Genomic DNA, 12415 nt, shown 5'->3' on the forward strand with positions numbered 1-12415 from the left:
GAAAAGCCACGATTGCGGATGCGATGGTGGCTTTTTTATTGTTTTCAGCATGGTGCTAGGGGGGATTTAGCGCTAGCATAGAGCCTCAATCAAGGATGGAGGCAAGGGAATGAGTGCAATCAATTCAGTGCTGGTGGTGTGTACGGGCAATATCTGTCGCTCTCCAACAGGAGAAGCTGTGCTTCGCGCCAAGGCGCAGCAGCATCAGTTGGCATTGCAAGTGGACTCTGCGGGTATTGAAGCCTTTCACCAAGGTGAGTCGCCAGATGCACGCAGTGCTGCCGCAGCGGCTTTGCGTGGTTACACTTTCCAAGGAATGCATTCACGTCCCATCTGCCTTCAAGATTACCAACATTTCGATTTGATCCTCGCCGCAGACCGCGGTCATCTGGCAGCCATGCAGCGTCAATGTCCTGTCGAACATCTTCATAAACTCAAATGCTTTATGGCGGTTTTACCGCACCTTCATCAAGATATTGCTGACCCCTATTATGGTGGCTCGGCGGGTTTTGAGCGGGTGCTTGATCAAATTGAAATGGCGGCAGAGGCTTGGTGCCAAGCCTTTGCGCAAGGGAAGGATTCACAATAACTTGGCGTTTTTCGCCGAACCATGAGGAGTGGTATATACATGGAGCAGGTGTTTAATTTTAGTGCCGGTCCTGCAATGTTACCGGAACCTGTTTTAGCGCAGGCCAAAGATGAGTTGCAAAACTGGCGTGGCCTTGGCACCTCTGTGATGGAAGTGAGCCATCGCGGTAAAGATTTTATGGAAATTGCGGCAAAGGCTGAGCAAGATTTACGCGATCTTTTAGCAATTCCAACTAACTACAAAGTGCTCTTTTGCCAAGGCGGTGCGCGTGCGCAATTTGCTGCCGTGCCACTCAACCTATTGGGTCAAAAGACCCAAGCAGATTATATGGATGGCGGTTTTTGGGCGCATAGCGCCGTTGAAGAAGCGCTTAAATATGGTCAGCCTCGCGTGACCGATATCACCTGTGAGCGTGATGGCAAACGTGCCATTGTGCCAGCCAGTCAATGGCAGCTTGATAGCAACAGCGCTTATGTGCATTTTTGTCCTAACGAAACCATCGATGGGATTGAAATTCGCGATTTGCCAACCACCGATCTGCCCATTGTGGCGGATATGTCCTCCAATATTCTTTCTCGTCCTATCGACGTGTCGCGCTATGGCGTGATCTATGCGGGCGCCCAAAAAAATATTGGTCCAGCGGGTCTGGCTATTGCGATTGTTCGCGATGATTTGCTCGATCGCGCGCATACCATGACGCCAAGTGTGCTGCACTATAAAACCCTGTTTGAAAAAGAGTCGATGTTTAATACCCCACCGACCTTTGCTTGGTATCTTTCTGGTTTAGTATTTGAATGGCTGAAAGCGCAAGGCGGCCTAAGTGCGATGCAAGCACACAACGAAAGCAAAGCCGCGCTCTTGTATCAAGCCATTGATAGCTCAGATTTTTATCGCAACCAAGTGCATTCGGATAACCGCTCGCAGATGAACGTGCCGTTCCAATTGGCCGATGCCAAACTTGATGCCTTGTTCCTTGAGCAAGCGGAAGCGGCTGGCATGCGTGCGCTTAAAGGTCACCGCGCTGTGGGTGGCATGCGTGCTTCTATTTACAATGCGATGCCAAAAGCTGGTGTTGAGGCATTGGTAGCCTTTATGCAAGAGTTTGAACGCACGCATGGTTAACATTTGAATGCTTTAATCAAGCGTTTTGACTACGTGAATTGGTCACAAAAAAGCCTGCCTTGTTGCAGGCTTTTTTATGCGTTGAAAGCCAAGAAAACAGTCTGTGAAAATGGTCACAAATATGAAGGGAGTGGCGTCAAATTCTTACTCAATTTGCCGATAACCTCGGTATGCTCGCGGCCGAAAATAATTTTTGCGATGCATATCAAAAGCAGGCTGCAATGCAACGGCCTGCAGATGGCTGCGAACATTAAGAACCGTGCGTCTTCATGGATTGACTACGCAAACACAACAAACTTCACTGTCGAGGAATCTATGAAGTTAAAGACCCAATCTTATTTGCTGTCGGTGATCATTCTGGTGGCTTTGGTCTGTATGACCGCCATTGGTCTATGGACCCTACGTGTCGCGAGTATTCAAGACAATAAAACCCGCGTCACCCAGCTTTTTACCAGCACCTATAACATGGTTCGCGAAATGGAAAAATTGGCTGCGGATGGCACCCTGCCAGAGGCTGAAGCGAAAGCCATTGCGGTTCAATTGCTGCGTAATAATATCTACAGCGACAGCGAATATGTCTATGTCGCTGACGAGAATTTAGACTTTTTGGCCACTCCGCTTGATCCCCATTTTCACGGCACCACTTTCCATCAGCTGACGCAACCTGATGGCTCAAGTGTCGGTAACATTTTGATTCAAGCCCTATCTAAAGGTCAGCCTAACCAAATTGTCGAGTATGAGTGGTATCAGCAAACCGATAATGGACCGGAGAAAAAGTTGTCTATTGCTCAGCGCAGCCCGCGCTGGAACTGGGTGGTAGGTACGGGCATCGGCTTTCATGAAGTGAACGCACGCTTTTGGTCAACCGCAAGCTGGCAGCTGACCTTATGTGTGGTGATGGCTGGATTGATTTTCGCCATTTTGATTTTAGCTTTGGGCCGCATGCGACGATTACTTGGTGGTGAGCCGGCAGATGTTCGCGCAGCGGTGCAAGCGGTAGCTAGTGGCCATATCCAAACCCAATTTGCGACAAAAGCTGAGCCTGACAGTATCTATGAAGCGGTGCAGCAGATGAGCGTGTCTTTGGCACAGCTAGTGGATAACCTTGAGCGTTCAACCAAAGCCTTGCGTGAAGAGTTGATGCATGTCGAAGATCGCGCCGGCGCGATTGCGGCGCTGACCGAGACTCAGCAGCAATCAACAGCGATGATCGCAACGGCGATGACTGAAATGGCAAGCTCGGCCAATAATGTTGCTGAATCGACCCGCGAAACGGCGCACAGCACGGATGAAGCCGATCAGCAAAGTCAGCGCACCCAGCAAATGATTCATCACGCCGTAGACAATATTGAAGGCTTGGCGGGTGCGTTGCACACTGCGAGTACGGCGGTGGCGGCACTTGATAGCGAAGTGAATTCGATTGTCAAAGTGTTGGATGTTATTGGTGATATTGCAGAGCAGACCAATTTGCTGGCATTGAACGCAGCCATTGAAGCGGCACGCGCCGGCGAGCAAGGTCGCGGTTTTGCGGTGGTTGCTGATGAAGTACGTAATCTTGCTGGTCGCACCCAAGGCAGCACGAAAGAGATTCAGCAGATGATCACTAAGCTGCAAGAGGGCTCGCGTAACGCCATTGAAACCATGGAAGTGTGCGCGCAAACCAGCCAGAGCACCGTTGAAGAGTCGCGCAATGCCTCTGAAGCTTTGCAAATGATCGTGACAGCGCTAGAGGCGATTTCAAGTATGAGCCATCAGATCGCAACGGCCGCGGCAGAGCAAACACAGGTAAGTGATGATATCTCTCAGCGTATCAATTTGATTGAAAACAGTGGTAACCAGCTCAGTGACGTGGTTTCAAGCAGTCATCAGAGCACCCAAACCCTGACCACACTTGCCAATGAGTTGGACAATTGGGTGGCGAAATTCTCAGTCAATCGTGTCTAATCTTCGTTTCTAACGCTGTGTTAGATTTCATTGTGAATTGAAAAGAGAGCCCAAGGCTCTCTTTTTTCTCTTTTTTTAAGGCAAACAACCCGCCCTTGGTTAGCGTTCTTGGTTTGCACATTTGGTTAGTGCCTTTGGTTAGAGCTGTTAGAACCACGGGTTCAATCATTTTCTATGCAGACTGATTGGCGCAATAGGCAGGCGATGGATTGTCGGCTGGCATCAAAATGTGGCTCGGGAAGATTGTTGGGATCGCACCAAATCCAGCCTTCGCACTTGTTTGGTTCGCGATTTTCTAAGTTGCCACGGTAAGCCAATGCTTCGACCACCACACTTACGTAATGCAAGCCGCTTTCTTGGTAGGTTTCAAGGTTATTGGTGATGGCGATGACTTGGCCTTGTTCTAATATCAGCCCCGTTTCCTCTTCAAGCTCACGCCTTGCTGTGGCTAAAAAAGTTTCGCCAATCTCCATATGGCCACCTGGAATTGAGTAGTAGGGGGCGTGGCTGTTTTTTCGTCGACCCACAAGAATCTGCTGCTTTTCATTGCGAAGGATAATGCCAATACCAACATAGGGTGTTTTTGCCATCAGATCATGCCATATATATGCCTCAGGAAAGGCATTTAGCCTATCTTGTTTTATCTGTGCAGTAAAATCAGGACTGGTGCGAACGCACGCTTTTCGATAGAGTCAAAGCACTTAATTTGACGTAAACATTTCAAGGATGGAATTGTGCCAATGAACCAATTTTTCCTGACGTTGGCCAATGCCGGTGTGCGTGGCCTATCGCCATATCAAGCTGGTAAACCGATTGATGAGCTAAAACGCGAGCTGGGCCTTACGGATGTGGTCAAACTGGCGTCAAACGAAAATCCATTAGGCCTTTCGGCCAAAGCGGAAGTGGCGATGGTCAAAGCCATGGCCGATCTCACTCGCTACCCTGATGCCAATGGCTTTACCCTGAAGCAGCGCATTAGCCAAATTTATGGTGTTGATGCCAAGCAAGTGACTTTGGGCAATGGCTCTAATGATCTACTGGAGCTTATCGCGCACACCTTTGCTAGCAGCGACGATGAAATCATTTTTTCGCAATATGCTTTTGTGGTTTACCAATTGGCAACCCAAGCTATTGGTGCTAAAGCCGTGGTCACCCCCGCGAAAGATTGGGGCAATGATCTTGATGCCATGCTGGCGGCGATCACTGAGCGCACCAAGTTGATCTTTATCGCCAACCCGAACAATCCAACAGGCACCTATTTGCAGCCTGAGCAGCTGGCTAACTTTTTAGCCAAAGTGCCTGAAAATGTTTTAGTGGTTCTCGACGAAGCTTATATTGAATATCTTGCTGATGATGAAAATCCACAGCAAAGCATCGCGTGGACACAAGATTATCCAAACTTGTTGGTCACTCGTACCTTTTCAAAAGCATTTGGCTTAGCTGGTTTGCGTGTTGGTTTTTGCGTGGCGCACCCAGCCGTTACTGATTTACTTAATCGCGTGCGTCAACCCTTTAATTGCAGCGCATTAGCACTTGCTGCGGCTACTGCCGTGCTTGATGATCATGAATATCTAAAACGTACGCGCGCAATGAATGATGCCGGCATGACGCAGCTTTGCGCAGAATTTGATGCCCAAGGCTTGGCCTATATTCCATCCAAGGGCAATTTTGTGACTGTTGATTTTGGTAAACCGGCAGCGGCGATTAATCAGGCGCTACTTGAGCGTGGCGTGATTGTCCGTCCTTTAGCACCTTATCAAATGCCCAATCATCTGCGCGTGAGTATTGGTACGCAAGCAGAGAACGACACCTTTATTACGGCGCTGCGCGCTGTGTTGGCCACCCAATAGAGAAGTATTGAATTCATGGAGCAGTTAACCCTGAATCCGGTTCGTTGTTTTGATGGTGAAATCAACTTACCTGGCTCGAAAAGTGTCTCAAATCGCGTTTTGCTACTAGCAGCGTTGGCACAAGGCACCACCCATGTCACCAATTTGCTTGATAGTGATGATATTCGTCATATGCTCAATGCACTGAAAGCATTGGGGATTGAATATCAGCTATCGGAAAATAAAACCGAATGTACCATTCAAGGCAATGGTGGTTTGTTTGAGGTAAGTGAGCCGCTTGAACTCTATTTGGGCAATGCGGGAACGGCCATGCGACCACTTGCAGCGGCGCTGTGTGCATCGCGCGGTGAGTTTATTTTGACGGGTGAGCCGCGGATGAAAGAGCGCCCGATTGGTCATTTGATTGATGCGCTGCGGCCTCTTGGCGCCAAGGTACAATATCTTGAAAATGAGCATTATCCACCGCTGGCCATTTCAGGTGTCGCGCTGCAAGGTGGCAAGGTTAAAATTGATGGTTCGATTTCCAGCCAGTTTTTAACCGCATTGCTCATGGTTGCCCCCTTGGCTGCGGGCGATATCGAGATTGAAATTGACGGTGATTTGGTGTCGAAACCCTATATCGATATCACCTTGGCGATCATGAGTCGCTTTGGTATTGATGTGTCCCATGACAACTACCAAGTGTTTCATGTACAAGGCGGTCAAACCTACAGCGCACCTGGTGATTTTTTGGTTGAAGGTGATGCGTCTTCAGCATCTTACTTTCTTGCGGCGGGCGCAATTAAAGGCGGCCGAGTGAAAGTGACCGGGGTAGGTAAGCAAAGCATTCAAGGTGATGTGCAGTTTGCTGATGCGTTGGCGGCCATGGGCGCTCAAATTGAGTGGGGCGAGGATTATATTATTGCCAGCCCTGGCGAGCTTAAAGGCGTGGATTTGGACTTTAACCATATTCCTGATGCGGCAATGACCATTGCCACCACGGCGCTTTTTGCCAAAGGTCCAACACGTATTCGTAACGTTTATAACTGGCGTGTCAAAGAAACGGATCGCTTAGCGGCGATGGCCACAGAGCTTCGCAAAGTGGGCGCTCAAGTGGAAGAGGGTGAGGATTATATCTATATCGAGCCGCCACAAACGCTGACCCATGCCGGCATTGATACCTACAATGATCACCGTATGGCGATGTGTTTTTCCTTGGTGGCTTTGAGCGATACCCCGGTAACCATTCATGATCCCAAGTGTACGGCCAAAACATTTCCTGATTATTTTGAGCAGTTTGCGCGACTAAGCTCGAATTAAGATGATGATTTAAAGACAATTATTTGCATTTGAATCACACGTTTTTAGTACATACAAGCTGGCTTAATGCCAGCTTTTTTTATCTGAAGGTGCATGCCTCTCACAGAGACAATGGCTGAACATTGAGATGTCTCTCCTTTGCATCAAGCGATTGAGAAAATGATCATTTTACCTCACAGCTATGCGGGAATATGCGTATAATACCCCCCGATTTTCGCACCAAGGCGTGCGAGGGAATGATGCATGCTCGCATGCAGCAACATGTAACGATTTGGAGAAAGGCTATGTCGACGGCTCCCGTCATTACCGTGGATGGACCAAGTGGTGCAGGCAAAGGAACCTTGTGCATGCTTCTTGCGCGCACATTAAATCTGCCGCTATTGGACTCTGGTGCAATTTATCGCGTGCTTTCATTGGCCGCATTGCATCATGATGTCGACCTCGATAATGAAGACGCCTTGGTGGTACTTGCAGCCAATCTGGATGTGGAATTTATTGCTGAAGGCGATTTAGTCAAAGTAATCCTTGAAGGTGAAGATGTATCGTCTACCCTTCGTACAGAAAAAGTTGGCAATACCGCATCGAAAATTGCCGCGTTGCCGCGTGTTCGTGAAGCGCTTTTGCGCCGTCAACGTGGCTTTGCTGGTGAGCGAGGTTTGGTTGCTGATGGCCGTGATATGGGCACAGTGGTCTTTCCACAGGCGAATGTTAAAATTTTTCTCGATGCCAGTGCTGAAGAGCGCGCTTCACGCCGCTTCAAGCAGTTGCAAGACAAGGGCTTTGATGTTAAATTCGACAGCCTTTTAAGCGAGATCAAAGAGCGTGATGACCGCGACCGCAACCGAGCGGTGGCGCCATTAAAAGCTGCTGATGACGCTTTACTGCTTGATTCTACATCACTTTCTATTGAAGAAGTGGTGCAACAAGCACTGAATTATATTGAATCCAAGCTTGCTAGTTAGTTGTATTTGGCTGGTAAGTAGAGTCGGTGATAAGGATTGTTACTGACTATGTCCTCAACCCCACGCGGAAGGATTCCCGTGGTAGTTAAATAAAGTGAAGATTATTTCTAATGACTGAATCTTTTGCTCAACTCTTTGAAGAGTCGCTAAACGAACTAGAAACTCGCCCTGGTGCGATTGTTAAAGGTACTGTAGTTGCTATCGCAAACGGCTACGTACTTGTTGACGCAGGCCTAAAATCTGAGTCTTCTATCCCTGCTGAACAGTTCAAAAATGCTGCTGGCGAACTAGAAATTGAAGTTGGTTCTGAAGTTGACGTAGCGCTAGACGCGATCGAAGACGGCTTCGGCGAAACTCAACTTTCTCGTGAGAAAGCGAAACGCCACGAAGCTTGGATCGTTCTTGAAAAAGCTTACGAAGAAGCTGCAACTGTTGTTGGTATCATCAATGGTAAAGTGAAAGGCGGTTTCACTGTTGAACTTAACGGTATCCGTGCATTCCTACCTGGTTCTCTAGTAGACGTACGTCCAGTTCGTGACACTGCGCACCTAGAAAACAAAGAGCTTGAGTTCAAAGTAATCAAGCTTGACCAAAAACGTAACAACGTTGTTGTTTCACGCCGTGCAGTTATCGAAACTGAAAACAGCGTTGAGCGCGACGAGCTTCTAGCGTCTCTACAAGAAGGCATGGAAGTGAAGGGTATCGTTAAGAACCTAACTGACTACGGTGCATTCGTAGATCTAGGTGGTGTTGACGGTCTTCTACACATCACTGACATGGCTTGGAAACGCGTTAAGCACCCATCTGAAATCGTTAACGTTGGTGACGAGATCCTTGTTAAAGTTCTTAAATTCGACCGTGATCGCACTCGTGTATCTCTTGGTCTTAAGCAACTTGGCGAAGATCCATGGGTATCAATCGCGAAACGTTACCCAGAAGGTCACAAACTTTCTGGCCGCGTAACTAACCTAACTGATTACGGCTGCTTCGTAGAAATCGAAGAAGGCGTTGAAGGTCTAGTACACGTTTCTGAAATGGATTGGACTAACAAGAACATCCACCCATCTAAAGTTGTTAATGTTGGCGACGAAGTTGAGGTTATGGTTCTTGAGATCGACGAAGAGCGTCGTCGCATCAGCCTAGGTTTGAAACAATGTAAAGCAAACCCATGGCAGTCTTTCGCTGAAGCACAAGCTAAAGGCGATAAAGTAACTGGTAAGATCAAGTCTATCACTGACTTCGGTATCTTCATCGGTCTAGACGGCGGCATCGACGGTCTTGTTCACCTATCTGACATTTCTTGGAATGTTGCAGGTGAAGACGCAGTTCGCGAGTTCAAGAAAGGCGACGAAATCACTGCAGTTGTACTACAAGTCGACGCAGAGCGTGAGCGCATCTCTCTTGGCATCAAACAAATGGAAAGCGATCCATTCAATAACTTCATCGCAGACACCAAAAAAGGTGCGCTTGTAAACGGTAAAGTTATCGCTGTTGATGCGAAAGGCGCAACTGTTGAGCTATCAGAAGGCGTTGAAGGTTACATTCGCGTTTCTGAAATCTCACGTGACCGCGTAGAAGACGCTTCTCTAATCCTAAGCGTTGGCGACGACGTTGAAGCGAAATTCACCGGTGTTGACCGTAAGAACCGTATGCTAAACCTTTCTATCAAAGCGAAAGATGAAGCAGACGAGCAAGAAGCAATGGCATCTATCAACAAACAAGATGACGCTGCATTCGGCAACGCAATGGCTGACGCGTTTAAAGCAGCTAAAGGCGAATAATTTCGCATAAGGGGGAAGCAATTCCCCCTTAAACGGTTATACTACTGAGAAAGTTACTAAATTCGGAGTGGTTATGACAAAGTCAGAACTCATTGAGCGCCTATGTAGCGCACAACCTCATCTTTCAGCAAAACACGTTGAAGATGGCGTGAAAGAAGTCCTCGATCATATGGCGTCTACCCTTGAGGAAGGCGATCGTATTGAAATTCGTGGTTTCGGTAGCTTCTCACTACATTTCCGTGCGCCACGCGTTGGTCGCAATCCGAAGACAGGTGAGAAAGTTGAGTTGGACGGTAAATACGTTCCTCACTTCAAACCAGGTAAAGAGCTTCGTGAACGCGTTGATTTCTAACGCTGGTTGAACGAAAAAACGGCATCCAATTCGGTTGCCGTTTTTTTATGCCTGCGAATCATGGTGCGTTAGGCAAATTTCCTGCATAATTCAAAGAGTGTCTCAAGGAGAGGGGAATTAAAGTGCGAATTATTCTAACCATTGCGATTGTGATCTGTTTAGTGATTGCCGTGATGCTGGGCGCTGAAAACCATAGTGAAGTGACCTTCAACTATTTGGTCGCGCAGGATCAATTCAACCTATCAACCTTGCTTGGCGGTGCCTTTGCGCTGGGGTTGCTGGTTGGTCTGGCACTTTTTGGCCTCAAATATTTGGCCTTGCTCTTTACCAAGCGTCGACTTGAGAAGCAATTTAAAAAACAACAAGCAGAGCTTGCCACATTACGTGACAAAGCTGCTGCAACCCCATTAACGGATAGCAAAAAAGCGTCTCGTTAAGACCTGAATAGCAAGAGAGAAAGGTTTCACGTATGTTGGAACTGTTGTTTCTGCTCCTCCCTGTTGCTGCTGCCTATGGCTGGTATATGGGGAACAGAAGCGCGCGTCAGCAAAAACAGCAAAAATCCCACCACCTGTCACGACAATATGTGACGGGCTTGAACCTTTTACTCTCAGATCAACCAGACAAAGCGGTAGATCTCTTTATTGATTTGCTACAAGTCGATGAAGAAACCATCGATACACACCTTGCCCTTGGTAACCTCTTTCGTAGTCGCGGTGAAGTGGATCGGGCTATCAAAATTCACCAAAACCTCATGGCTCGAAGTAACCTCACCATTGAGCAGCGCAATTTAGCGTTGCAGCAACTGGGTAAGGATTACATGTTGGCCGGTTTCCTTGATCGCGCTGAAACCATTTTTGTTCAGCTGCTTGATGAGCCTGAGCACCGTGAGGCTGCGCTGCGCCAATTGTTGCAAATTTACCAACAAACCCGTGAGTGGGATAAGGCAATTGAGATTGCCCATGCCTTGGTGAAGTTAGGCAAGCCGAAGCTGAAACGCGATATCGCGCATTACTACTGTGAGCTGGCTAATTTAGAGTTGGCAGAATCTCATACGGATCAAGCCAAGAGTTATCTAAAAAAAGCGCTGCAACACGACAAAAACTGCGCGCGTGCTAGCTTGATGCAAGCGCAATTGGCGCACCAAGCACAGGATTACAAAGGCGCGATTAAAGCGCTGTCAGCGATTCCAGAGCAAGACCTCGATTTTGTCAGTGAAGCCTTACCCATTTTATCTGAAAGCTATATTGCATTGGGCCAAGAGCACGAGCTTTTCGCTTTCTTACAACATTGTATTAGTTTGAAAGCAGGCGTTAGTGCTGAGCTGATGCTGGCGGATGTGGTTGCCAAACAAGAAGGCAACGAGCTGGCGCAAACTTTCCTCACCAAACAGCTAATGAAAAACCCAACCATGAAAGGCTTCTACCAATTGATGGATTACCATCTACGTGAGGCGGAAGAGGGGCGTGCGAAAGAGAGTCTTGAGACCTTGCGCGCGCTGGTGGGTGAGCAGCTGAAAATCAAACCGAATTATCGTTGTCGCCACTGCGGCTTTTCAACCCACGCGCTTTATTGGCATTGTCCATCTTGTAAGAAGTGGGGGAAAATCAAGCCGATTCGCGGATTGGATGGCGAATAACTGCGACACGCTTTCTGCATTTTATTGAAGTTCTTAACTCTGGCGAAAAGGAGCCCGCATGCAAACCGACGCAAAAGTAATCGTCGCGCTCGATTATCAAACTCAAAGCGATGCCTTTGCTTTTATTGACCGTATTGAACCGGGCAGTTGCCGCCTTAAAGTCGGCAAAGAGATGTTTACCTACTTTGGTCCTGAATTTGTTCGTCAGTTGCACCAGCGTGGTTTTGAAGTCTTTCTTGACCTTAAATTTCATGATATTCCAAACACAGTTGCCAAGGCGGTTGCCGCTTCAGCAGATTTAGGTGTGTGGATGGTGAACGTTCATGCCAGTGGTGGTGAGCGCATGATGGTTGCTGCTAAAGAAGCATTGCAACCTTTTGGCTTGCAAGCGCCAAAACTGATTGCCGTGACCGTACTAACTAGCATGACCGAAGCTGATTTGCAGGGTGTGGGTATTACCCGTACACCGCAAGAGCAAGTGATGCATCTTGCTCGCTTAACCCAGCAAAGTGGCCTTGATGGTGTGGTGTGCTCAGCGCAAGAAGCCAATATGTTAAAAACTGAGTTGGGCCAAGCCTTCCAGTTGGTGACCCCAGGGATTCGACCAGCCGGTAGTGATGCAGGCGATCAGCGCCGAATCATGACGCCAGTGGACGCAGTGGCTGCGGGCTCTGATTATTTGGTCATTGGTCGTCCAATTACCCAAGCGGCCGATCCTGCCAAGGTGCTGGCTGAGATTAACGCGTCATTAGCGTGATAACTCAGGCATGAGATCATTGAGATAAGAAAAGCCAGCGTTTGCTGGCTTTTTTATAGGCTGAAATCTACATAAATAACGGACGCCGAGGCGTCCGTTTTGGTGTTCACGCTGTGAGTT

General features: G+C 48.1%; 12 protein-coding genes. 11 read left to right on the forward strand and 1 reads right to left on the reverse strand.

All coding sequences use genetic code 11. From position 1 onward, the window contains the following. Positions 1 to 109: 109 nt before the first annotated feature. The 3 genes from L9P36_RS04560 to L9P36_RS04570 all read left to right on the forward strand — a co-directional run bounded on the left by L9P36_RS04560 (position 110) and on the right by L9P36_RS04570 (position 3655). Positions 110 to 589, forward strand: a complete 480-nt coding sequence (locus L9P36_RS04560) for a low molecular weight protein-tyrosine-phosphatase (protein ID WP_354004719.1) — start codon at positions 110 to 112, stop codon at positions 587 to 589. A 39-nt stretch (positions 590 to 628) separates the two neighbouring features. Further along, on the forward strand, positions 629 to 1711 hold the full coding sequence (gene serC / locus L9P36_RS04565) for a 3-phosphoserine/phosphohydroxythreonine transaminase (RefSeq protein WP_237465302.1): 1083 nt from the start codon (positions 629 to 631) through the stop codon (positions 1709 to 1711). Between the two features lie 315 nt (positions 1712 to 2026). After that, positions 2027 to 3655: a methyl-accepting chemotaxis protein gene (locus L9P36_RS04570; RefSeq protein ID WP_237465304.1), complete on the forward strand. Its 1629-nt coding sequence runs from the start codon at positions 2027 to 2029 to the stop codon at positions 3653 to 3655. A 161-nt stretch (positions 3656 to 3816) separates the two neighbouring features. On the opposite strand, the gene L9P36_RS04575 is transcribed toward L9P36_RS04570, so the two are convergent. Beyond that, positions 3817 to 4245 (reverse strand): nucleotide triphosphate diphosphatase NUDT15, encoded by a 429-nt coding sequence (locus L9P36_RS04575; protein ID WP_237465306.1) that lies wholly within the window; start codon positions 4243 to 4245, stop codon positions 3817 to 3819. A gap of 150 nt (positions 4246 to 4395) precedes the next feature. Between L9P36_RS04575 and hisC the strand changes: the two genes are divergently transcribed. From hisC to pyrF, 8 genes are all read left to right on the forward strand, one after another. Then, entirely contained in the window at positions 4396 to 5505 is a 1110-nt protein-coding gene (hisC, locus tag L9P36_RS04580) for a histidinol-phosphate transaminase (protein WP_237465307.1), read from the forward strand. Between the two features lie 15 nt (positions 5506 to 5520). Beyond that, positions 5521 to 6804 (forward strand): 3-phosphoshikimate 1-carboxyvinyltransferase, encoded by a 1284-nt coding sequence (gene aroA, locus L9P36_RS04585; RefSeq protein WP_237465309.1) that lies wholly within the window; start codon positions 5521 to 5523, stop codon positions 6802 to 6804. A gap of 284 nt (positions 6805 to 7088) precedes the next feature. Continuing rightward, positions 7089 to 7766 carry a (d)CMP kinase gene (gene cmk, locus L9P36_RS04590; RefSeq protein ID WP_237465311.1) on the forward strand — a complete coding sequence of 226 codons (678 nt, stop codon included), beginning with the start codon at positions 7089 to 7091 and terminating at the stop codon, positions 7764 to 7766. Positions 7767 to 7876: 110 nt separating this feature from the next. Continuing rightward, a complete protein-coding gene (gene rpsA, locus L9P36_RS04595; protein WP_237465313.1) occupies positions 7877 to 9547 on the forward strand; it encodes a 30S ribosomal protein S1 in 1671 nt (556 codons plus the stop codon). 73 nt (positions 9548 to 9620) lie between these two features. Beyond that, complete coding sequence (gene ihfB / locus L9P36_RS04600; RefSeq protein WP_237465315.1) at positions 9621 to 9899, forward strand: integration host factor subunit beta; 279 nt, start codon at positions 9621 to 9623, stop codon at positions 9897 to 9899. 122 nt (positions 9900 to 10021) lie between these two features. Further along, positions 10022 to 10336, forward strand: coding sequence for a lipopolysaccharide assembly protein LapA domain-containing protein (locus L9P36_RS04605; RefSeq protein WP_237465317.1), 315 nt, complete (start codon positions 10022 to 10024; stop codon positions 10334 to 10336). Positions 10337 to 10368: 32 nt separating this feature from the next. Then, complete coding sequence (gene lapB, locus L9P36_RS04610; protein WP_237465320.1) at positions 10369 to 11538, forward strand: lipopolysaccharide assembly protein LapB; 1170 nt, start codon at positions 10369 to 10371, stop codon at positions 11536 to 11538. A 58-nt stretch (positions 11539 to 11596) separates the two neighbouring features. Then, positions 11597 to 12295, forward strand: a complete 699-nt coding sequence (gene pyrF, locus L9P36_RS04615; protein WP_237465321.1) for an orotidine-5'-phosphate decarboxylase — start codon at positions 11597 to 11599, stop codon at positions 12293 to 12295. Positions 12296 to 12415: the final 120 nt, after the last annotated feature.

The sequence above is a fragment of the Vibrio stylophorae genome, from assembly GCF_921293875.1.
Classification (GTDB): domain Bacteria; phylum Pseudomonadota; class Gammaproteobacteria; order Enterobacterales; family Vibrionaceae; genus Vibrio_A; species Vibrio_A stylophorae.